The organism is Uruburuella testudinis, from assembly GCF_022870865.1.
GTDB classification, from domain to species: Bacteria; Pseudomonadota; Gammaproteobacteria; order Burkholderiales; family Neisseriaceae; genus Neisseria; species Neisseria testudinis.
In genome coordinates this window covers 2,581,992-2,600,499 of the sequence record NZ_CP091508.1, presented here as the reverse complement: position 1 = coordinate 2,600,499, position 18,508 = coordinate 2,581,992, and the positions used below count along the sequence as shown (strand labels likewise).

Below are 18,508 nucleotides of genomic sequence, written 5' to 3'. Positions count from 1 at the left end.
AGCAGATGTGCTTTTAGTGCAAAAAAGATGATGGTATATGGCACATCAGGACACCCTAGTGTTTGCCCGAACGCCAAATCGACCAGATAATCCACAGGCTGTTGGCAAAGGCGAGCAGGTAGCCGATAAAGCCGATGAATTTAGAGCCGGTGTCGATGCTCATCACAATTGACGAGCCGATAATCAGCGCGGCGGTCACAATGCCCATGGTCAGGCGGTTGGTGGCTTTGTCGATTTGGTGGATGATGTGGTCGGCCTGCTTCAGATTGAGGCCGATGCTGATTTGGCCTTTTTGAATGCGGCGGCTGAGCCGGAACAGGTTTTGCGGCAGCTCGTCAACAGCTTGCAGCAGCGTTTGCATGTGCATTTTGCTTTTGCGCATCACGTGTTCGGGCGAGGCGCGCTCTTTGAATACTTCGGCAACAATGGGCTTGGCCTGTTCCAGCAATTCGGCACTGCCGTCGAGCCGCTTGACCACGCCTTCGAGTGTAATCAGCGATTTGAACAGCATCACCAGATCGCCGGGCAGGGTGAGGCCGTGTTGGCGCATGATTTGGGTGATGTCGTTGATAACTTGGCTGATGCGCAAATCGCGCATGGGCGTGTGTTCGTAGTTGAGCAGCATTTCGAGCACATCGGCGCCGAGCAGGTTTTCATCGGGTAATTCGCCCTGCGCCCAGTTGCTCAATACGTATTGCATGGTGAATTGGTCGCGGTGGGTGAGTGCGTTGATTAAGTCGATGATTTCGCGGCGGCGGGTGCTGCTGAGGTGGCCGACAAGGCCGAAGTCGATCAAGGTGATGCGGCCGGCATCGTTGACGAAAATATTGCCCGGATGGGGGTCGGCATGGAAAAAGCCTTGTTTGAGTATCATGGTAAACAAGGTGTCGGTAATGCGGTTGGCCAGGGTGCGGCGGGTATCGGCGGCCAGCGTGGCGGGGGTGAGGTTTTTGAGCAACTTGTCGCCGATAAATTCTTGCACCAGGATATGACGATTGGAATATTCTTGGTAAACTTTGGGAATATGAATGTATTCGTGGCCGGCAAAAGTGGCCTCAAAGCGCTGCATATAGCGCAGCTCTACCGATAAATCGGTTTCTTTGGCCAGACTGCGGGCGAAATATTGCACCATCTGCACCGGCTGGTAACGGCGTGTTTCGGGGATTTCCGATTCGATCAGGTTGGCCAGGTGGGTTAAAATGCGTAAATCAGCCTGTATGGTTGGCTCGATGTCGGGGCGCTTGATTTTAACCGCCACCACGGTGCCGTCGGCCAGCTCTGCGCGGTGCACTTGGGCGATGGAAGCGCTGCCGATGGGCTTGGGGTCGATGTGTTTGAACACTTCGTGATAAGGGCGGCTCAGGTGTGCCTCAATCAGAGCGCGGATGTCGGCGGTGGCAATCGGCGCCACATCACTTTGCAGCTGTTCGAATTCTTCTATCCATTCGGGGTTGAAAATGTCTACGCGGGTGGAGAGCACTTGGCCGAGTTTGACAAACGTGGGCCCCAGCTCCTCAAATGCCCGCCGGAAACGCCGCGGCGTGCTCATATAGCGGCTTTCGGGCAAGGGGCCGATATCGCCGGTTACGCTTTTGTGCGACAGCTTGATGCGCTGGACGAATTCGCCCAGGCCGTGTTTGGAAAGAATGGCGATGATTTCGCGCATCCGTGAAAAATCGCGCATGGCCAGTAGAGTTGGAATCATCATGATTTTGCTGTATTGTGTGCGCCTATAGAAGAATTAGGAACAGCATAGCACATAACGGGCGCTGCTTCTGCAAAAGGCGGAACCCCCTGCTTTGGCGGAAAATAAAGAAAAGGCCGTCTGAAACGCGTTCAGACGGCATCAGAATCAACGGAATGTATGTGCATGAATGATTGGAAGCGATTTTTTGTTATCTTGACCTCGGTTTGGATGCTGCTGTCGGCCGGAATGGCGCGGGCAGATGATTTGGAACAGTTTATCAACAACAACCAGGGCTTTGCCAATGCCGGCGGCGGCCGCGAAATCAGCCGCAATGAAGCCGACAACCTCATCGGCAGTGCCATGGGGCTCTTGGGCGTGGCTTACCGTTATGGCGGTACTTCGGCCAGCACGGGCTTTGATTGCAGCGGCTTTATGCAGCATATTTTCCGCCGCAGCATGCAAATCAGCCTGCCGCGCACGTCTGCCGAGCAGGCACGCATGGGTGTGGCGGTGAGCCGCAGCAATCTGCAACCCGGCGATATGGTGTTTTTCAACACCGCCGGGCGGCGTATCTCGCATGTGGGGCTGTATATCGGCAACAACCGTTTCATTCATGCGCCGCGAACGGGCAAAAGTATTGAGATTACCAGCTTGAGCAATAAATATTGGAACAGCAAATATGTTACTGCCCGACGGGTGCAAAAAAATGACCCGTCACGGTTTTTACAGTAAGGAAACAGCATGAGCATGCCGGAAATGCCGAAATGGTATGATGACGACGATCAAATCGTGTCGTGTACCGAAAAAATCAAGGTAATGACTGAAAACATGAGCGAGCTTTATCAAACCGCCCAAGATGCCTTTGAAGATGCGTTGTTGATGGGCTGTGGCGAAGCGCAGTTGCGCGATTACCTGCGCAGCCTGATTGACGGGCTGGAGAACCCTTATAAAAAGCCTAGGGTGTCATGATGTGTCATATATCATCATCTTTTTAACGCAGCAGATGTACTTTTATCACAAAAAATCTGAATCATTCTGAATTGTCAGGACACCCTAGGGCGTCCTGAACATTCGATTTATGGATTTTTGCTTCTGAAAACGCATCTGCTGCGTTTTCAGAAGCAAAAATCCCCTTGTAAATGAATGATCGGGATGTTCTAGCCGGTAGGGCATGGGCAAACGGAATCCGCATGGATTCTTTTTTTATTGTGTAAACAACGCTGCCGGGCTTTTCAGATGGCCTTTGTGCGGTTATGATTTACATAGTTTAACAACCCGGCCTTCTGCCGGAATGTGGAACACCGAGATGGTTTGGCGGCATGCAGGAAAAAAGAAAGAGGAATGGCATGATTAGGGCGTTGAGTATTATTTTCGGCTTTCTCGCATTGGGCGAGGGCGTGGTGTATTTTACCGGCATCAAGCTGCCGGGCAGCATTATCGGCATGGGGCTGCTGTTTGCCGCCTTGCAGGCGGGCTGGGTGAAAACCGCCTGGTTGCAGCAGATGGTGGATGTGTTGATGGGCAATCTGGCGCTGTTTCTGGTGCCGCCCTGTGTGGCCGTGATGAGCTATCTGGATGTGGTGGGGCGCGATTTTTTATCGATTTTCACTGCCACCATCGTGAGCACGTTTTTGGTGTTGTTTGTCAGCGGCAAAGTGCATGAGCTGGTGAGGAGGTATTGGTAATGGCCATGCTTTCCCATCCCGCGGTGCTGCTGTTTCTGACGGTAACCGTTTATTGGATGACCAATATCGTGCGCGCCCGCACCGGCAGTATTTTATGCAATCCGGTGGTACTCAGCTCTACCAGCATGATTGTGTATCTGAAAGTGTTTGGCATTGACTATGCCACTTATTATGAAGCCGGGCAGATGATTGATTTTTGGCTGAAGCCGGCGGTGGTGTCGCTGGCGGTGCCGCTTTATCTCAACTGGGAAAAAATCTGCAGCCAATGGTTGCCGATTATTGCCTCACAAGGCGCGGGCAGCATTACCGGTATTGTCAGCGGCGTGTACATTGCCAAGTGGATGGGCGCGGATCGTGAAGTGGTTTTGTCGTTGGCGGCCAAGTCGGTAACCAATCCGATTGCGATTGAGATTACCCGCACCATCGGCGGCATTCCCGCCATCACCGCGGCCACAGTGATTTTGGCCGGCATGATGGGGCAGATGGTCGGTTTCAAGCTGCTGCATGCCAGCACCATCCGCACCCCCACATCACAAAGCATTTCCATCGGCGCGGCTTCTCATGCGATGGGCATCAGTGCGGCCATGGAGCGCAGCCGCAAATTTGCCGCTTATGCCAGCTTAGGCCTGATTTTCAACGGCGTGCTTACCGCGGCGCTGGTGCCGTTGCTGATTCCGCTGATGGGGATTTGATAGGGTTGGATAGGGTGTTTTGACCATTCAGAATGATTCAGATTTTTTGTGTTAAAAGTACAGATGCCAGGAGCAAAAATCCCTTTATAAACGACACATCAGAACACTCTAGCGGTTTGAGGCCGTCTGAAAACACATGCTTTCAGACGGCCTCAAGTTTTTATCATACCCATTCACAAAAGTAAGCTGACAAGGCGAGTCAATGCCGTGAGATTATTTTTGTGCATGGGTTAAAGCGTTTTTTGCAGAGCCTGCATATTTAAGCGGGCGGATTCGGCAGGTTTAATAGCGCGGCATGTCGGTATCGATTTCGACAGACCAGGCGTCAATTCCGCCTTGCAGGTTGTAGACTTCTTCAAACCCCGCATCGGCCAAATACATGGCGCTGTAGAGGCTGCGCATACCGTGGTGGCAATACACCACAATCGGTTGGTCGTCGGGCAGCTCGTTGTGGCGCAGCGGAATCAGGTTCATCGGAATGTGGACATGGCCGCTCAGGGCGCAGATGGCTACTTCGTCGTCTTCGCGTACATCCAGCAACGTAAGCGGTCGGCCTTCCGCCAGCCATTGCTGTAATGCGGCCGGTGAGAGTTGGGGAATATTCATGTGTGGTTCTCATTCGTCAATAAGGTAAGGCCGTCTGAAATATGGTTGGACAAAGTTTCAGACGGCCTTGATGTTTGAGGGATAGCAATGAGAATGCTAGGGTATCCTGACCATTCATATATCATCATCTTTTTTGCGCGAAAAGCACATCTGTTGTGTTAAAAAGCCTCGAAAGATGCCCGATCTTGCTGCGTTTTTTGCCTGGCATCTGCACTTTTATCACAAAAAATCTGAATCATTCTGAATGGCCAGAGCACCCTAAGGCTCCAGGATATTTCGGCTTCAATCAGAAACTGAATTTGGCCGTAGGGGCATCGGTTTTGCTGGAAAGTTTGGGAATCAGGGTGTCAAACAGTGTGGTTTCCACAAAAGTATCGCCGTTGCGAACAAACCGGAGGGCGCGTTGCACCGGTGCATCGCCGACCACCACCACCATGCGGCCGCCGTTTTTCAGCTGTTGCAGCAGATTTTCGGGCACATTGTTGACGCCGCCGCCGATATAAATGGCGTCAAACGGTGCGCCAACGGCTTCGCCGGCGAGGCCGTCGCCGGTTTGGTAGGTGATGTTGCGGTAGCCGAGGCTGTCGAGCACGGCTTGGGCGCGCTGTTGTTGCGCAGTATCAATGTCGATGGTGGTAACGTTGGCAGCCATTTTACACAGCAGCGCCGCGGCATAGCCGGAGCCGGTGCCGATTTCAAGCACATTGTCGGCAGGCTGCAAATCTAAACCTTGAATCATGCGAGCCACGATTTTCGGCTCCAGCATGCTGCCACCATTGGGCAGCGGCAGGGTTTTGTCGGAATAAGCGTAGGGTTTTTGCGCATCGCTGACAAAAGCTTCACGCGGAATGTCGCCCAATGCGTCCAAAATACCGAAGTCCAGCACATCCCAAGGACGGATTTGCTGTTCTACCATATTGAAACGTGCTTTTTCGAAGTTCATGCTGTGCTCCGCAGTTGACGGTTATGTTATAGAGTGGGATAAAACGGCTTATCGCGTGATTATAATGGTTTTACTGCCGATTTAACAGTATTCATGCCGATTCTGAAAAGTAAGCCGGCCAGGTGGCGGGCGGTGGGGCGGTTTAAGGCAGCCGGGTTGTTTTTGAATGGGTATCAGACGGCCTGTTGGTGGTGTCGGGCGATGATGGCGGCCAGTTCGCCTAAATATTGCGCGTCGGTCGCGTCAAAACGACCGATGGTGTCGGCATCTGCGTCCAACAGCGCGAAAAGCTGCCCGCTACTGTTAAATACCGGCACCACAATTTCCGATTGCGATAATGCAGAGCAGGCAATGTGGTCGGGATGGGCGCCGACATCTTGCACCATCAGCGTATTGGCGGATGCCCAAGCCTGGCCGCATACGCCGCGGCCATAAGCAATACGCGTGCACGCCGGCGGGCCTTGGAATGGGCCGAGCACCAGCTGGCGGGTGTCGTGTTCGGGCAGATAAAAACCGACCCACAGCCAACCAAACGCCGTTTTCAATACAGCGGCAATATTGGCCAGATTGGCCGTCAGCGAAGGCTCGCCGGCAATCAAATGCTCGATTTGCGGCAGTATTTCGCGATAGAGGGCGGCTTTGTCGGTTTGGCGGATATCAAGAGTATGCATAGTCGGATCAAACAGGGTAAAGTAAATGATTCAAAACGCCCATCAAGCCGGTCGCTTTTGGGCATTGCGCCTGCATGCGCCTTTCTGGCTTGTTTTCAGACGGCCTATGGGTATTGTTGCGGCAGTTGCGGTTGCGGTCAAGCACCGGGGCTTGGCGGTTACGGCCGGCCCCTGTTTCGGGCAGATGCCGCAGCATCAGTATTGCTAATTTATTCATAATTTACTACACTTGATACCCGCTACACTTGATTACAATACCCGCTACACTTGATTACAAATGTAAGGCAGCAGGCGCGAGTGGGCACCTGAATCAGCAAATCAAAAAGGAACCAGCCATATGTGGTCGCAAAAATGGGTAATCGGCAATTGGAAAATGAACGGCCGTCTGCAAAACAATAATGCATTAATGCACCGTTTCCGCATTTTGCCTGCTGCCGACAAAGTTACCATCGGCCTGGCCGCCCCCACTGTTTACCTGTTGCAGCTGCACAATGCCATGCAGATTGTGTTGAATAACCGCATTCTTACCTGTTCGCAAGATGTCAGCCGCTTTCCCGGCAACGGTGCCTACACGGGCGAAGTGTCGGCCGAGATGATGGCCGATATCGGTGTGGATATCGTGCTCATCGGCCATTCTGAGCGCAGCCTGTATTTCGGTGAAAAAAACGAAATCCAGCGCCAGAAAATGGAAAACGTGTTGGCAGTCGGCCTCACACCGTTGTTATGCGTGGGCGAAAGCCTGCAAGAGCGGGAAGAGAATAAGGCCAAAGAGGTCATCGCACACCAACTCTCGATTTTGGCCGGGCTGAATACAAAAAATATCGCCGTTGCCTATGAGCCGGTGTGGGCCATCGGCACGGGCAAAGTCGCCACCATTGAGCAAATCGCCGAAATGCACGAATTTATTTATCAGCAGATATTGTCTTTGTGCGGAAGCGATGTTAGAATCCGCGTTCTTTATGGCGGAAGTGTGAATGCAGGTAATGCAGCCGATATATTCGCCGTGCCCTGCGTAGACGGCGCTTTGGTCGGCGGTGCATCATTATCTTATGATTCATTTACCTCCATTATTAATGCCGCACAAGAATCATAGAGATTATGGAAGCCTTTAAAACCGTTATTTGGATTGTGAACATCTTTGCCGCATTGGCCGTTATCGTGCTGGTGTTGATGCAGCAGGGCAAAGGTGCGGATGCCGGCGCAACCTTCGGTTCGGGAACCGGCAGCGCCCAAGGCGTGTTTGGTTCCGGCGGTAACGCCAACTTCCTGAGCAGAAGCACGGCTATCGCCGCAACCTTGTTTTTTGTAAGCTGCATGGCGCTGGTTTATATCCATACCAATGCAAAAAGCCACGGCTTGGATTTCAGCACGGTAGAACAAAGCCAGCCTGCACAAACGCAGCAACAGCCGCTGGAGCAGATTCCGGCACAAAACAGCGGTTCCTCACCGCAACAGTAATACAATTTGCAGCAGCCACAATTTAAAGTTTATGCCGACATGGTGGAATTGGTAGACACGCTATCTTGAGGGGGTAGTGACCCTAGGTCGTATGAGTTCAAGTCTCATTGTCGGCACCATCAAAAGAAAAACCGTCTGAAAATCAGGCGGTTTTTTACGTCTAATGCCGTTTAATCCCATCGTGCAAATCCTGATGAATAAAGGCTTGTGGCGTGATTTACTGGTGTGGTTATCCTGTTTCTCTTGTCTAATATCATCTAATGCCGTCTAATTGAATAAAGCATAAATTGGGGGTATATTTGGGGGTATTGAAAAATACCCCTGAAAAAATACCCCCAAATGCCACTAAACGACCGCCAAATAAAGAATGCAAAGCCGGCTGATAAAGCCTACAAACTGGCTGATAGTGGCGGCCTGTATCTGCAAATCACACCGGCAGGCGGCAAGCTATGGCGGTTGAAGTACCGTATAAGCGGCAAAGAGAAATTGCTTTCAATCGGTAAATACCCCGAAATATCCTTAGTGGAAGCGCGAGAAGCAGCCGAGAATGCCCGCCGTATGATTGCACAAAGCCAAGACCCCGCCGCCATGAAGCAACAGGCCAAACAAGAGCGTAAGGCAGCTTTGCTAAATAACTTTGAGAATTTGGCACGGCAATGGCATACCGAAAATCTACACCGCTGGAAGCAAAACCACGCCGCCCGTATTATGGCCGATATGGAAAAAGATGTTTTCCCACATATCGGTAAGATGGCGATTGATGAAATCAAAGTAGCAGACGTGAAAGCCGTCATCGAAAAAATACACCAGCGCGGGGCGAGTGTGAGCGCGGAAAAGATACGGCAATGGATAGGCGCGGTTTACCAACATGCCGCCAAGCTGGAATTAACCGACCGAAACCCAGCATTGCCATTGCGCGGCCACTTTGAGAAAAAAGAAACCACGCATATGCCCGCCTTGCCAAGAGAAGAATTGCCCGCCTTTTATCAAAAATTGCTGCAAGCGGATATAGACCACAAAAACCGCATAGCCATGCTGCTTACCATGCTGGTGTTTTTACGAAGCACCGAATTGCGGGGTGCAGAATGGCAAGAAATCGACCTTGAAAATAAGGTGTGGAACATTCCGGCCGAAAGAATGAAAATGAAACGCGGCCATGCCGTGCCGCTGGCAGATTGGACGTTAGCGCTGCTACAAGAGCTACACGCCCAAACAGGCCACACGCCCTACTTATTCCCCAGCCGCACCAAAGCACAAGGATTTATTTCAGATGCTACATTAACCCGCATTATCGAGCGTATAGGCTACAAAGGCATTGCCACGCCCCACGGTTTCCGCTCACTAGCAAGCAGCATTCTGAATGAGCAGGGCTATAACCGTGATGCCATTGAAAGGCAGTTAGCCCACATTGAAGAAAACAGGATTAGAGCAGCCTACAACCGAGCCGACTATATGGCCGAGCGTATCGAATTTATGCAATGGTATAGCGACTTTTTGCGCGGCCATTATCAGGAAGCACTAGCCATGCTTGAAGCAGGCGGAGAAACAAAGGCCGTCTGAAAACACACCAGCCCCGCCGCTGGTGTTTTTTTTATATCGTTCTTTTTTTATATCGTTCTAAGATGAATTTTATACGGTTTGCAGCCTGAAAAAATACAGCCCTGCCCGTTTACAATGCGGCGGGGCTTTTTGTTGCCTGTATTGTGCAACGCCGTTTAATGCCGTCTATTGCATAATTAAGCGCAGGTACATTATCCTAGTTCCAAGCAAGAAAAAAACATCATGCAAACCATGGCGAGCCGTGAATTTAACCGGCACAGCGGAAAGGCGAAGCAGGTAGCACAAACCGCGCCGGTTATCGTAACCAAGTGGGGCGAGCCTGAATTTGTATTGATGACTTATGCGGAATATCTGAAATTGACCGGCCAAACACAGGAAACGGAAAAGGCCGTCTGAAAAGTTTACCGCCACACCTAGCCCGCGATTAACTACCAACGGCGAAAACAGGGCATTTCCCAGCCTTGCCGGTGTGGTTTTGATTTTGATGGGACATTTCATTCAATGACAAACCTTTATTGCTTTATTTGGTATTAAAAGGATTGATTTATGAGCACTTGGAACGAACAGGATTTATCAGAATATTTTCAAAATCCTAATAGTTATAGCATTATTGATGTTCAAGATTTACAAGACGCTAGAGGTATTGAAGATTTTAATCAAGATGATTTTTTCAATGAATGGGAAGCGGAAGAAGTTATTATCAGAGAGCTTGAAGAAAGGATGCGCCCCGATGATGCACAATTGATAGGGAAATATTTGAGAGAATCTAAAGAAATGCACGCAAGAATAAAGCGTTTGCGTGATAAATTAATACAAGAGCTATCAGAAGCTACAAAACTAAAGAAGCATCTTCAGAACAAGGCTAAAAGGGATGAGCTTGCAAGGGAAAATATTAGCCTCAAGCAAGAAATTGATTTGCTAAGGGAGCAAATAGATACAAATAAAGATGATAGTTTGACTATGTTAAAAATGGAAAATATCAGGTTGATATTGCAGAATAAAACGCTAAAAAAGCAATTGGACTTTGAGCATAAGAAAAGGCAGGCATTAGATAAATCAAAGAGAGTAAGAGGGACAAAAAAGTTATCAAGAAAATTAAAGTATGCTGCTATCGAAGCTGTTAAGGCAGAGCAGGAAGCAAGATTGGCAATTCAACAAACTAAAGAAACAATCACAAATAGGGCTAGAAAAGCAGGTTTAGCCAAGCAAAGCCCTTATGAGAAAGCAGGGACAATCAAGGCTGTAAACGAATTACTAGCAGAAAAACAAGATTTGCTAAAGCAGCGCGGTGGTAAGGCAGCGTTGAACAAGATGATTTTAGACCTTATCGCAATAGGGGATATTCCCGCACCAAATACGCCATCAGCAAAGACCGTTGATTCATGGATAGATAAATTCAGGAAGACCCAATCAGCAAGCTGATTTGCCCTAATCAGCACGCTATTTCATGAAATCAACACGCTACCGGCTTAAAGCCGCCCCGATGGGCGGCTATTCTTTTGCCTATGGATAACAACCCGATAGGAAAAAACACAATGCAAGCAAATAAACTTATCCGCGCTAAAGAATGCGCCAACCTTTTCGGCGTTTCTGTTTCCACATGGTGGAACTGGAACAACCCAAAGAGTCGCCATCACCGCGCCGACTTGCCCCGCCCGATTAAAGTAGGGGAAAACAGCACCGCGTGGCTGGAAAGTGAAATCAGCGACTATATCGGTAATTTGGCCGCCAACAATCGAGCATAAAGGGGGGCGTTATGGAACAAAAAAACAGCCGCCCAAACACCGGCACCAACACCAGCATTTCAGACGGACTCAACCACGCCCGCCATGATAACCGCTTTTCCCCTGCATCTCAATGTGGCGAAATCCTAGCTATTTTGCAGAGCGGCCAAAGCATCACGCATTACCAAGCGGCGCAAATGGGCATTATGGGCTTTCCGGCACGAATCAGTGAATTGCGGGCAGCCGGTTATCCCATTATCTGCACCATGCAGCCACACGTTAACAAGCACGGCAAGACCGTGAAGCATGGCATTTTTACGCTGGCAGTAGAGAAAGGGGCAATAGCATGAAATTGCTTATTTTGAACTATAACGGCGGCGGAATTACCGCCAATCGTGAAGCATGGTTCAACGCTACCGAAATTGCCGCGCATTTTGGAAAACAGGTTTACGAATGGTTACGCCTGCCCGAAACGGAGCGATACATAGCCGCTTTATGCAAACGTGAAGAAGAAAAGCAGGAAAATTCAAATACGGGAAAATCCCGTATTACAAAAAGCAGTTTTATCAGAAGCAAGCGCGGCAATAACGGCGGCACATGGTTACACCCGAAACTAGCCATAGTATTTGCCCGCTGGTGTGATGTTGATTTTGCGGTTTGGTGTGATGAGCAGATTGCAAACATCATCAGCGGGGGCAAAGTGTGGCAAGCAGAGCGTAAGGAAAGCAAGATAGGCTTTCAGATTATGGCCGAAGTTTTGCAAGCACAGCGTGAGGCAGAAGGCAAGGCAACAGAAAGCCATCATTACAGCAATGAAGCGTTATTGTGCAATGAAGCATTAAGCGGCCGCCGTAAGGCACTTAAGCGCAACAGCTTGGATAAAGAGCAGTTATCCATGTTGGTAAAGCTTGAAGCACGCAACACAGTATTGATTGCAAACAACCGCCCCTACCAAGAGAGAAAAGCCGTGTTGTTCGATATGGCCGCACCGATACGGCAGCGTTTTCAGGCGGCCTTAACAACAGGAGCAACAGTATGACGCCAAAGCAAGAACAGTTTGAGTATAAGGCGCATCATTGCGTAACCGTTGATAATGTTATCGTGGGCAGAAGCAGGCACGGCAGGCAGCACCAAGCGCACCTACTACACCGCAATAATCGTGTTTTTGGTAGTATTTTTCAGTAATTTATCAGCACCATTAAATTCAGACGGCCTATTTTCCAACAAAAAAACACCGCTTAATCAACCCTTTAAATTTTGGCAGGCATTTGGCGCTTGCGAAGCAGAAAGCAATAGGTCAATAATACGGCAATCTGTTCAATAGCAGATTCAGCCGTGAGAAGCTGAACAAACAGGCAAGCAGCCGCCCCATTCTTCACAAGATTGAAGCGGATTTTGTACGCTTGCATTCCCCTTGCATTATCTCTTTCAATGGTAAGCGGGGGCAAAGTAAGGCTATGCCTTGCTGGTTCTGTTTGCCAGTTTCTCACCCTTTGCCCTTTGCTTGCCGCCCCGCAACCGTGAGAAGTTGCAGCGGCTTGATTAAGCCAAACAGAAAGAGAGCATTCAAATGCAAAACCATCAAGCACAGGCTGCAAAGCCTATCCGCAGCGCATTCACGCGCCCGATTATTTCTCAAAAAATCCGCAGCTTTGACACCCTTGCCGAAGCAGGCCGCCATATCGAGCGCCTGCAACGCATTAACCGCCCTTACCGTTTCAACATCATTCAGGCCGGCCGCCGCTGGTGTGTTTGCCGTATCGTATCGGGGGAGGTGTAACCATGAATCATAGCGCCGCTTATCGTGTTTGCCGCGAAACATGGGATACCGACCAACCACACACCAGCTACACCGTTGAAATCATGCGCCCTGACAATCAGAGCTGGCAGCGTATTGCCGTTGCTGATACACGTGAGAGCGCATTACAGGCCGCGCGTTTGTTTTGCAGTCGTTACGGCTGGCAGCTTTCAGACGGCCACACGCCAAACTAACCCCCGATAACCGCCCCTTGCTATTGCTGATATGCGTTACAGCAGGGAGAAATGACATCTTCAATTTGGCGCGTGTTTTGGTAAGCAATTGATTTTATTGAATACCTCAAAAGTGAGGAATCATGAAAACCAACACCAGCACCGCCGGAAAGTGAGCAAATATTATGAAAACCAACAACAGCACCCCTAAAACCATCAACACTGTTGCAGGCTATACCTGCCTTGGAAGCTTGCTGGATAACCTGTTCAAACTGGCCGAGCCGCAGATTAAGCAGCTAGGCAAACGCGATACGGAGGCATTAGCCGATTTAATGCGGGGCGCATCAAGCCACTTGAGCGATATTCAAACCAGCATGGGTGCAGTAATGGCGGCGATGCCGAAAGACGATTTAGAGTTACAAGGCGTAGAAATATATCACGGCTTAACCCAAACGCTGCTATTGGGTGAGAGCCAAGACATTTTAAGCAGGCTGGCCGATGATTTGGCTGATTTGGCCTTTACCGCCGATCAACGCGCCTGAAAGGATAACCGCCATGAAATACGCTATCCGCACCGCTTTGAGCGCCGCTGTTGTGATGACCGCCTATGCTTGCAAGCCCGCCACGGCCGAGCCGATGGCAGCAGAGCAGGCCACCACATGGGAGCAAGTCTATACCGCCGACCCGATGGCCGCCGTGGTTTATGATCCGACACCGAAAGGAGCAGCGAAATGAACTACACCGACAAACTGATTCACACCACCTTACTTGAGCAGAGCGCCGCGCATATCAAACGCGCCACCCGCCACCAATTGGACAACATTCAGGCTGTTTTGCAGAAAGCCAAAGCAGAGCGTGACGGAGCGGAGGCCATGCTAAACGCTATCACGAGCACAACAGCCACCGCCTGCAACACGCCGCAGGTATTGCGCGAAGCACAACAGGCTGTAGCCACCCATACCGAGCGGCTGCAAGCGCTGCAAGCCATGATTGAAGCACAAGAAACCTTTCTTGACGGCTTGGAAGCGATAACGGGCCACAATGGGAGTAGCCGCCATGAAGCTTAACGCCGACACCGTGAGGGCTGAAGCACAACACCGCTGGCACGGTATTTTAACCGCGCTTGGTGTGCCGTCTGAAAGCCTGACAAACCAACACCGGCCATGCCCCGCATGTGGCGGTAAAGACCGCTTCCGCTTTGACGACCGAGACGGTAGCGGTTCGTTTATTTGCAATCATTACGGCAATGGTGCCGGTGACGGCTTCCACTTTGTCATGCACTTCTTGGATTGCGATTTTCCTACCGCCCTGAACCACGTTGCCGGCGTTTTGGGCTTAACCGCCGCCGCGCCGATTCCGCAAATCTTCATTAAGGCTGAAAACAAGCCCGCAGAGCGCATTCAAGACAAACAGGCTAGGTTGGTATCAATTTGGAACAAATCGCAGCCCTTGAGCGAAATAGACCCCGTAGCAGCTTATTTGCGGGGAAGGGGCTTGACCCTGAACGGCTTGCCACAGATGTTACGCTATGCCGAATTGCCCTACTGGACACAGCTTGCAGACGGCACACCGCAGCAAATCGGCACACATCCCACCATGTTGGCCGCCATCTGCAATCTTGACGGCGAAATACAGGGCTTGCATCAAACCTATCTCAAACCCGCATGGATAAAACCATATGGCGAAAACGGCAACCATACGCCCACCTTTACCAAGCTGAACACCCACCATCCCGAAACAGGCGCAAGCCTACCCGCCAAAAAGATGCAGAGCCGCTACAAGGGCGCATTGACAGGGGCAGCGGTGCAGCTATACCAGATGAATGAACAAGGCCGCTTGTGTGTGGCAGAGGGCATAGAAAGCGCCCTAGCCGCACGCGAGTTATTCTGCCTGCCCGTGTGGGCGTGTTTGAGTGCAGGCGGCATGAAAGCGCTGACGCTGCCTGATGGGCTGCAAGAGCTGCTGATTGTGGCAGACCATGACACACCGCGCCCTATTGGTTACGAAGCCGCCCACAGCTTAGCCGTGCGAGCCATCAAACAAGGCATCAAAGTCAAATTGTGGCAGCCGCAAGATACAGGCGATGCACTAGACGAGCTGAACAAGCGCAAGCGCCCCGCATGGGCAATCGGGCAGCAGTTAAAACCGTCTGAAAACTTAGTAAAAAGTAGTATTTAATCAATTTCAGACGGCCTCAAATGCTTGCATCAAAACCATAGAAGCCGTCTGAAAACAGGAGAGCAGCCATGACCCGACACCAGCAACGCGAAACCGATTGAATCACCGATTTTCTTGCAGCCTTGCCGCCCGATTATGAAACTTTGGGCGACGGCACGGAGCAACTGGCAGAGCGGATAGAAGCTGAAAGCAAGGCATATCAGCAAGCCTTGGCAGAAAGCGAAACAACCGATCAAACAGATAAAAAAAAGCCGCCTGATTATTTCAGACGGCCCACCCAAAACACTATTTAACACCAGGAAACAATAGCATGAAAAGTGCAGATATTATATCAAAAAACACCGGCAATCAGGCCGAAAACGCCTTGATATTTGGCAAAGAATCAGCATTGCCGCACAGTAATCAAGTAACGGAAATACTGCATGACGGCATCAAAACCGCCACCAACGAAGCTGCCGCCGCAGGGCTGATTAACATAGCCGACATTGAGCCGTTTACCATCAAGCCGCGCTATGTTTGCGACAGCAGAGGCGTGTTTTACATTGGCACAAAAACCATAGAGGGCGAAACCGCAGAAGCCGACCCATTGCGCCTATCCGACACAATCGACCTTGTCGGCAGCGGTGCAGATGCCGACGGCAACTATTACCGCGTGATTCAATACCGCGATAAACTCACCCGCCAAAACAAAACCGCCGCCATCCCCGCCGCCGATATCGGCACCAACCAAGGCTGGCAGCGCTTGCAGGCATGGGGCATTACCATTCTTTCAGGCCGCACCAAGCGCGAGCGGCTGGCCGACTATCTGCAAGAGCAAGGAAGCAAGACACAATACATTATCACCCAAACAGCAGGTTGGAATAATGGCGCGTATATCTTGCCCAGCGGCGAAATCATCCAGCCAAGTAATCAAGACACTAAAATCATCTACCACGGCGACAAAAGCCAAGCCGCCGCCTACCAACAATCGGGCAGCCTTGAGCAATGGCAGGCCGAAATAGCGCAATACGCAGCAGGCAACAGCCGCCTATGCTTAGCCCTAGGCACAGCTTTTGCCGCCCCCTTGTTATCGCTGCTGAACGCAGAAGCAGGCGGCTTCCATCTATACGGCGATTCATCAGACGGCAAAACCACCGCCGCCCGTGTTGCCTTGAGCGTGTGGGGCAATCCATCCGAAACCCTGATGACATGGCAAGGCACAGGGCTGGCCTTTTCCAACACCGCCGCCGCCCGCAACGATGGCCTGTTGGTGTTGGACGAAATCAACCAAGCCGCCCCGCGCGTAATCGGCAATACCGTTTACGGCATCATGAACGGCATCAACAAAGCACAAGGTGCAAAAGACGGAGGCAACCGCCATCAAAGCCGCTGGCGCGTATTGCTGCTTTCCACAGGCGAAAAGACCCCCGACAGCATCATGCAGGGCTTGCATGATACCGAATGGAACGCAGGCCAAGCCGCCCGTTTACCCTCAATCCCCGCCTTTGCCAAGCACGGCATTTACGACACCCTGCACCACCACGCCAGCGGAGCAGAATTGAGCGAGCATCTGCAACAGGCTGCCGCCCATTACCACGGTACAGCAGGCTGCGCATTTATCCGCCAGATAAACACCGACACACCCGCCAAAGTACAAGAACGCATCAACGCCTTTATGCAGACCATGCCCGAATTGAGCGGCCAAGCCCGCAGAGTAGCAAAACGCTTCGCCCTTGCCGCCGCCGCCCTAGAGCTGGCCGCCCCCGTAACAAGCTTAGCCGCAGGGGTAGGCATGGCAGGTGTAAAACAATGCTTCGATGCTTGGCTGGCACGCACAGGGGCAGGCAAACATGAAGACATGCGCATTATCAAGCAGACAGGCGATTTTATGCAGGTAAACGCCGATTCATTGCGCTTTATCGGCTGGAACGACCAACAGCCCCACACCAACACCAATCATGCAGGCTACCGCAAAGAAGCCGCTACTCAAGACGGCGAGCCGCAATACTGGATTATTCCCGCCGTGTTTGAAAGCGAAATCTGCCAAAGTTTCGAAACACAGAAAGTTTGCGCCGTATTGAATGAAATCGGCTGGCTGGTGAAACCTGAAAAAGGCTGGAAGCAAAAGAAATACCGTAAAGGCCGCTTTTATGTGCTGGAGGGCATAGAGCCACCCGAAAGCACCAACCAAGACTAAGTCACTTCAAACGACCACCAAAAACAACACCAGCCCCGCCGCTGGTGTTTTTTATCGTTTAATTCCGTCTAATACCGTCTAAACAAATGGACAAGCACAAATAAACCCGTTATGATTTGTATATACAGAAAGGGGAGTCATGTTAAGCATATCTGAAGCGGTGCAAATCAAGATAGTAACGCGCCATAAAGTTAGTGAAGCGGAGATACATGAAGCCTTTGCCAACCGAGACGGCGGCATATTGGAAGATACGCGCGCCGAAAACAAAACCATGCCGCCTACATTATGGTTTATCGCCGAAACCTATAAAGGCCGCTTATTAAAAATTGTCTTTATTCAAGATGGCACAAACACCATCATCAAAACCGCGTATGAGCCAAACCGTGAAGAAATACGCATTTATGATAAATACAAGGATTAACGCCATGAACAGCCAAGACGAAATGCACAAAGACACCGAAAAATGGGAGAGCCGAGAATTGGGAGCAAGCGAAGCACACGCCCGCCGCGCCGATATAGATTTGAACGCCCTAGACGAATCACTAGGCTTAAAGCCTATTTCAATCCGTTTGCAGCAGGGCATGATAGACGATTTGAAAGCTATTGCTGCCTTTCACGGCATAGGCTATCAGCCGTTGATTAAGCAGATTTTGGCGCGTTTTATCGAGAGCGAACAAAAAATGCTGGCTAATGAGCTGATACGCGAAACACTAAAACAGCGCGAAAGCCAAAACAGCAATGCTGCATAATCGACGTATGCCAAACCGACAAGCAGCCGAAACACAAACACCAGCCCCGCCGTTGGTGTTTTTTATCGGCCGCAGCCAAGGCCGAAAATAAGCGGTTTAAGCTGCTTTACCATTGAAGCGGACTTTATTCCTTACCCGCCATCCAATACACCCATAATCGCCGCTTTTCCATCTAGCCGGCCATTCATACTTTCAGACGGCCATGCAGTCAAACAAACGGCCATGATTTCCTATTAAGAAACAATCAGGCAAAAAACATAGCCATTGTTGAATTTGAAAAACGCCATACGCGCGAGAAAAACGTTTTTAGGTTGGTATGGTTGGTATGATTCCTTGAAAGCCTTTATCCATGCGGGTTTCAGCATACCAACCTAAGGAAAAACAGGTTGGTATGGGGTTGGTATGGTT

At 50.7% G+C, this 18,508-nt stretch carries 26 protein-coding genes and 1 tRNA gene; 22 read left to right on the top strand and 5 right to left on the bottom strand.

Annotation, left to right across the window (positions count from 1 at the left end; genetic code table 11):
- Positions 1 to 55 precede the first annotated feature (55 nt).
- Positions 56 to 1,708, bottom strand: coding sequence for an ABC1 kinase family protein (locus LVJ83_RS11970; RefSeq protein WP_244784895.1), 1,653 nt, complete (start codon positions 1,706 to 1,708; stop codon positions 56 to 58).
- A gap of 162 nt (positions 1,709 to 1,870) precedes the next feature.
- Between LVJ83_RS11970 and LVJ83_RS11965 the strand changes: the two genes are divergently transcribed.
- The 4 genes from LVJ83_RS11965 to LVJ83_RS11950 all read left to right on the top strand — a co-directional run bounded on the left by LVJ83_RS11965 (position 1,871) and on the right by LVJ83_RS11950 (position 4,064).
- Positions 1,871 to 2,419: a C40 family peptidase gene (locus LVJ83_RS11965; protein WP_425316006.1), complete on the top strand. Its 549-nt coding sequence runs from the start codon at positions 1,871 to 1,873 to the stop codon at positions 2,417 to 2,419.
- 9 nt (positions 2,420 to 2,428) lie between these two features.
- Entirely contained in the window at positions 2,429 to 2,656 is a 228-nt protein-coding gene (locus LVJ83_RS11960; protein ID WP_244784894.1) for a hypothetical protein, read from the top strand.
- 377 nt (positions 2,657 to 3,033) lie between these two features.
- Positions 3,034 to 3,372, top strand: coding sequence for a CidA/LrgA family protein (locus tag LVJ83_RS11955; protein ID WP_244784893.1), 339 nt, complete (start codon positions 3,034 to 3,036; stop codon positions 3,370 to 3,372).
- Positions 3,372 to 4,064, top strand: coding sequence for an LrgB family protein (locus LVJ83_RS11950; protein WP_244784892.1), 693 nt, complete (start codon positions 3,372 to 3,374; stop codon positions 4,062 to 4,064). Before LVJ83_RS11955 ends, LVJ83_RS11950 begins: the two co-directional genes overlap by 1 nt.
- A gap of 282 nt (positions 4,065 to 4,346) precedes the next feature.
- Here the strand turns inward: LVJ83_RS11950 and LVJ83_RS11945 are convergent, their stop codons facing one another.
- The 3 genes from LVJ83_RS11945 to LVJ83_RS11935 form a co-directional block, all read right to left on the bottom strand.
- Positions 4,347 to 4,670, bottom strand: coding sequence for a rhodanese-like domain-containing protein (locus LVJ83_RS11945; RefSeq protein WP_244784891.1), 324 nt, complete (start codon positions 4,668 to 4,670; stop codon positions 4,347 to 4,349).
- Between the two features lie 286 nt (positions 4,671 to 4,956).
- The gene (locus LVJ83_RS11940; RefSeq protein ID WP_244784890.1) at positions 4,957 to 5,613 is read right to left on the bottom strand and encodes a protein-L-isoaspartate O-methyltransferase family protein; all 657 of its coding nucleotides are present in this window, start codon (positions 5,611 to 5,613) and stop codon (positions 4,957 to 4,959) included.
- Positions 5,614 to 5,786: 173 nt separating this feature from the next.
- The gene (locus tag LVJ83_RS11935; RefSeq protein WP_244784889.1) at positions 5,787 to 6,284 is read right to left on the bottom strand and encodes a GAF domain-containing protein; all 498 of its coding nucleotides are present in this window, start codon (positions 6,282 to 6,284) and stop codon (positions 5,787 to 5,789) included.
- Positions 6,285 to 6,621: 337 nt separating this feature from the next.
- Between LVJ83_RS11935 and tpiA the strand changes: the two genes are divergently transcribed.
- From tpiA to LVJ83_RS11890, 9 genes are all read left to right on the top strand, one after another.
- Positions 6,622 to 7,377 carry a triose-phosphate isomerase gene (gene tpiA, locus LVJ83_RS11930; protein WP_244784888.1) on the top strand — a complete coding sequence of 252 codons (756 nt, stop codon included), beginning with the start codon at positions 6,622 to 6,624 and terminating at the stop codon, positions 7,375 to 7,377.
- A gap of 5 nt (positions 7,378 to 7,382) precedes the next feature.
- Positions 7,383 to 7,742 (top strand): preprotein translocase subunit SecG, encoded by a 360-nt coding sequence (gene secG, locus LVJ83_RS11925; RefSeq protein WP_244784887.1) that lies wholly within the window; start codon positions 7,383 to 7,385, stop codon positions 7,740 to 7,742.
- 33 nt (positions 7,743 to 7,775) lie between these two features.
- Positions 7,776 to 7,861: transfer RNA gene (locus tag LVJ83_RS11920), tRNA-Leu, on the top strand.
- A gap of 220 nt (positions 7,862 to 8,081) precedes the next feature.
- Positions 8,082 to 9,302 carry a tyrosine-type recombinase/integrase gene (locus tag LVJ83_RS11915; protein ID WP_244784886.1) on the top strand — a complete coding sequence of 407 codons (1,221 nt, stop codon included), beginning with the start codon at positions 8,082 to 8,084 and terminating at the stop codon, positions 9,300 to 9,302.
- Positions 9,303 to 9,524: 222 nt separating this feature from the next.
- A complete protein-coding gene (locus tag LVJ83_RS11910) occupies positions 9,525 to 9,698 on the top strand; it encodes a type II toxin-antitoxin system prevent-host-death family antitoxin (protein WP_244784885.1) in 174 nt (57 codons plus the stop codon).
- 150 nt (positions 9,699 to 9,848) lie between these two features.
- Complete coding sequence (locus LVJ83_RS11905; RefSeq protein ID WP_244784884.1) at positions 9,849 to 10,724, top strand: hypothetical protein; 876 nt, start codon at positions 9,849 to 9,851, stop codon at positions 10,722 to 10,724.
- Positions 10,725 to 10,837: 113 nt separating this feature from the next.
- Entirely contained in the window at positions 10,838 to 11,047 is a 210-nt protein-coding gene (locus LVJ83_RS11900; protein WP_244784883.1) for a helix-turn-helix transcriptional regulator, read from the top strand.
- 11 nt (positions 11,048 to 11,058) lie between these two features.
- The gene (locus LVJ83_RS11895) at positions 11,059 to 11,376 is read left to right on the top strand and encodes a helix-turn-helix domain-containing protein (RefSeq protein ID WP_244784882.1); all 318 of its coding nucleotides are present in this window, start codon (positions 11,059 to 11,061) and stop codon (positions 11,374 to 11,376) included.
- Positions 11,373 to 12,065: a KilA-N domain-containing protein gene (locus tag LVJ83_RS11890; RefSeq protein ID WP_244784881.1), complete on the top strand. Its 693-nt coding sequence runs from the start codon at positions 11,373 to 11,375 to the stop codon at positions 12,063 to 12,065. Before LVJ83_RS11895 ends, LVJ83_RS11890 begins: the two co-directional genes overlap by 4 nt.
- 211 nt (positions 12,066 to 12,276) lie before the next feature.
- On the opposite strand, the gene LVJ83_RS11885 is transcribed toward LVJ83_RS11890, so the two are convergent.
- On the bottom strand, positions 12,277 to 12,435 hold the full coding sequence (locus tag LVJ83_RS11885) for a hypothetical protein (RefSeq protein WP_244784880.1): 159 nt from the start codon (positions 12,433 to 12,435) through the stop codon (positions 12,277 to 12,279).
- A 161-nt stretch (positions 12,436 to 12,596) separates the two neighbouring features.
- Here LVJ83_RS11885 and LVJ83_RS11880 point away from each other — a divergent pair, with 161 nt between their 5' ends.
- The 9 genes from LVJ83_RS11880 to LVJ83_RS11840 all read left to right on the top strand — a co-directional run bounded on the left by LVJ83_RS11880 (position 12,597) and on the right by LVJ83_RS11840 (position 18,100).
- Positions 12,597 to 12,806, top strand: a complete 210-nt coding sequence (locus LVJ83_RS11880) for a hypothetical protein (protein ID WP_244784879.1) — start codon at positions 12,597 to 12,599, stop codon at positions 12,804 to 12,806.
- Positions 12,807 to 12,808: 2 nt separating this feature from the next.
- Positions 12,809 to 13,018: a hypothetical protein gene (locus tag LVJ83_RS11875; RefSeq protein ID WP_244784878.1), complete on the top strand. Its 210-nt coding sequence runs from the start codon at positions 12,809 to 12,811 to the stop codon at positions 13,016 to 13,018.
- A 164-nt stretch (positions 13,019 to 13,182) separates the two neighbouring features.
- Complete coding sequence (locus tag LVJ83_RS11870; protein ID WP_244784877.1) at positions 13,183 to 13,539, top strand: hypothetical protein; 357 nt, start codon at positions 13,183 to 13,185, stop codon at positions 13,537 to 13,539.
- Between the two features lie 13 nt (positions 13,540 to 13,552).
- The gene (locus LVJ83_RS11865) at positions 13,553 to 13,732 is read left to right on the top strand and encodes a hypothetical protein (RefSeq protein ID WP_244784876.1); all 180 of its coding nucleotides are present in this window, start codon (positions 13,553 to 13,555) and stop codon (positions 13,730 to 13,732) included.
- Positions 13,729 to 14,064: a hypothetical protein gene (locus LVJ83_RS11860; protein WP_244784875.1), complete on the top strand. Its 336-nt coding sequence runs from the start codon at positions 13,729 to 13,731 to the stop codon at positions 14,062 to 14,064. Before LVJ83_RS11865 ends, LVJ83_RS11860 begins: the two co-directional genes overlap by 4 nt.
- Positions 14,054 to 15,175, top strand: coding sequence for a DUF7146 domain-containing protein (locus tag LVJ83_RS11855; protein ID WP_244784874.1), 1,122 nt, complete (start codon positions 14,054 to 14,056; stop codon positions 15,173 to 15,175). Before LVJ83_RS11860 ends, LVJ83_RS11855 begins: the two co-directional genes overlap by 11 nt.
- A 388-nt stretch (positions 15,176 to 15,563) precedes the next feature.
- A complete protein-coding gene (locus tag LVJ83_RS11850; protein ID WP_342345074.1) occupies positions 15,564 to 17,351 on the top strand; it encodes a DUF927 domain-containing protein in 1,788 nt (595 codons plus the stop codon).
- Between the two features lie 139 nt (positions 17,352 to 17,490).
- On the top strand, positions 17,491 to 17,772 hold the full coding sequence (locus LVJ83_RS11845) for a hypothetical protein (protein WP_244784873.1): 282 nt from the start codon (positions 17,491 to 17,493) through the stop codon (positions 17,770 to 17,772).
- A 4-nt stretch (positions 17,773 to 17,776) separates the two neighbouring features.
- Positions 17,777 to 18,100 carry a protein kinase family protein gene (locus LVJ83_RS11840; protein WP_244784872.1) on the top strand — a complete coding sequence of 108 codons (324 nt, stop codon included), beginning with the start codon at positions 17,777 to 17,779 and terminating at the stop codon, positions 18,098 to 18,100.
- Positions 18,101 to 18,508 lie beyond the last annotated feature (408 nt).

Excerpts from the sequence above, each read along its gene's own strand:
- LVJ83_RS11970 (WP_244784895.1), bottom strand. The coding sequence starts at position 1,708 with ATGATGATTCCAACTCTACTGGCCATGCGCGATTTTTCACGGATGCGC.
- LVJ83_RS11965 (WP_425316006.1), top strand. The coding sequence starts at position 1,871 with ATGAATGATTGGAAGCGATTTTTTGTTATCTTGACCTCGGTTTGGATG.
- LVJ83_RS11960 (WP_244784894.1), top strand. The coding sequence starts at position 2,429 with ATGAGCATGCCGGAAATGCCGAAATGGTATGATGACGACGATCAAATC.
- LVJ83_RS11955 (WP_244784893.1), top strand. The coding sequence starts at position 3,034 with ATGATTAGGGCGTTGAGTATTATTTTCGGCTTTCTCGCATTGGGCGAG.
- LVJ83_RS11950 (WP_244784892.1), top strand. The coding sequence starts at position 3,372 with ATGGCCATGCTTTCCCATCCCGCGGTGCTGCTGTTTCTGACGGTAACC.
- LVJ83_RS11945 (WP_244784891.1), bottom strand. The coding sequence starts at position 4,670 with ATGAATATTCCCCAACTCTCACCGGCCGCATTACAGCAATGGCTGGCG.
- LVJ83_RS11940 (WP_244784890.1), bottom strand. The coding sequence starts at position 5,613 with ATGAACTTCGAAAAAGCACGTTTCAATATGGTAGAACAGCAAATCCGT.
- LVJ83_RS11935 (WP_244784889.1), bottom strand. The coding sequence starts at position 6,284 with ATGCATACTCTTGATATCCGCCAAACCGACAAAGCCGCCCTCTATCGC.
- tpiA (WP_244784888.1), top strand. The coding sequence starts at position 6,622 with ATGTGGTCGCAAAAATGGGTAATCGGCAATTGGAAAATGAACGGCCGT.
- secG (WP_244784887.1), top strand. The coding sequence starts at position 7,383 with ATGGAAGCCTTTAAAACCGTTATTTGGATTGTGAACATCTTTGCCGCA.
- LVJ83_RS11915 (WP_244784886.1), top strand. The coding sequence starts at position 8,082 with ATGCCACTAAACGACCGCCAAATAAAGAATGCAAAGCCGGCTGATAAA.
- LVJ83_RS11910 (WP_244784885.1), top strand. The coding sequence starts at position 9,525 with ATGCAAACCATGGCGAGCCGTGAATTTAACCGGCACAGCGGAAAGGCG.
- LVJ83_RS11905 (WP_244784884.1), top strand. The coding sequence starts at position 9,849 with ATGAGCACTTGGAACGAACAGGATTTATCAGAATATTTTCAAAATCCT.
- LVJ83_RS11900 (WP_244784883.1), top strand. The coding sequence starts at position 10,838 with ATGCAAGCAAATAAACTTATCCGCGCTAAAGAATGCGCCAACCTTTTC.
- LVJ83_RS11895 (WP_244784882.1), top strand. The coding sequence starts at position 11,059 with ATGGAACAAAAAAACAGCCGCCCAAACACCGGCACCAACACCAGCATT.
- LVJ83_RS11890 (WP_244784881.1), top strand. The coding sequence starts at position 11,373 with ATGAAATTGCTTATTTTGAACTATAACGGCGGCGGAATTACCGCCAAT.
- LVJ83_RS11885 (WP_244784880.1), bottom strand. The coding sequence starts at position 12,435 with ATGCAAGCGTACAAAATCCGCTTCAATCTTGTGAAGAATGGGGCGGCT.
- LVJ83_RS11880 (WP_244784879.1), top strand. The coding sequence starts at position 12,597 with ATGCAAAACCATCAAGCACAGGCTGCAAAGCCTATCCGCAGCGCATTC.
- LVJ83_RS11875 (WP_244784878.1), top strand. The coding sequence starts at position 12,809 with ATGAATCATAGCGCCGCTTATCGTGTTTGCCGCGAAACATGGGATACC.
- LVJ83_RS11870 (WP_244784877.1), top strand. The coding sequence starts at position 13,183 with ATGAAAACCAACAACAGCACCCCTAAAACCATCAACACTGTTGCAGGC.
- LVJ83_RS11865 (WP_244784876.1), top strand. The coding sequence starts at position 13,553 with ATGAAATACGCTATCCGCACCGCTTTGAGCGCCGCTGTTGTGATGACC.
- LVJ83_RS11860 (WP_244784875.1), top strand. The coding sequence starts at position 13,729 with ATGAACTACACCGACAAACTGATTCACACCACCTTACTTGAGCAGAGC.
- LVJ83_RS11855 (WP_244784874.1), top strand. The coding sequence starts at position 14,054 with ATGAAGCTTAACGCCGACACCGTGAGGGCTGAAGCACAACACCGCTGG.
- LVJ83_RS11845 (WP_244784873.1), top strand. The coding sequence starts at position 17,491 with ATGTTAAGCATATCTGAAGCGGTGCAAATCAAGATAGTAACGCGCCAT.
- LVJ83_RS11840 (WP_244784872.1), top strand. The coding sequence starts at position 17,777 with ATGAACAGCCAAGACGAAATGCACAAAGACACCGAAAAATGGGAGAGC.